Source organism: Methylobacterium sp. D48H (genome assembly GCF_053345715.1).
On sequence record NZ_JBKFAP010000127.1, the window covers coordinates 1 to 321 of the forward strand.

The 321-nt window shown below is 75.7% G+C and carries 1 pseudogene; it reads left to right on the forward strand.

Features of this window, described 5'->3' with window-relative positions:
* Positions 1-321, forward strand: a pseudogene (locus tag ACLBX8_RS31780) (hypothetical protein); the annotation flags it as partial.

The window sequence follows — 321 nt, forward strand, 5'->3', positions numbered from 1 at the left end:
CCACGAGCCCCTGGCGGCGCTGCCGATGGAGCCCGAGATGGCCGCCCGCATCGACGGGCGCCTGATCTACACCGGCTATCTCCGCCGCGACCTCCCGGAGCGCCGCGCCGGCCGCGAGGGGCCCCCGATCGCGAACGGCCCCTTCATCCTGGTGACGCCGGGCGGCGGCGGCGACGGGGCGGCCCTGATCGACTGGGTGATCGCCGCCTACGAGGCCGATCCCGCGACCCCCCTGCCCGCGCTCATCGCCTTCGGTCCCTTCCTCGATGCCGGCATCCGCGACGGGTTCATGGCGCGCACCCGCCGCCTCGGTGACCGGAT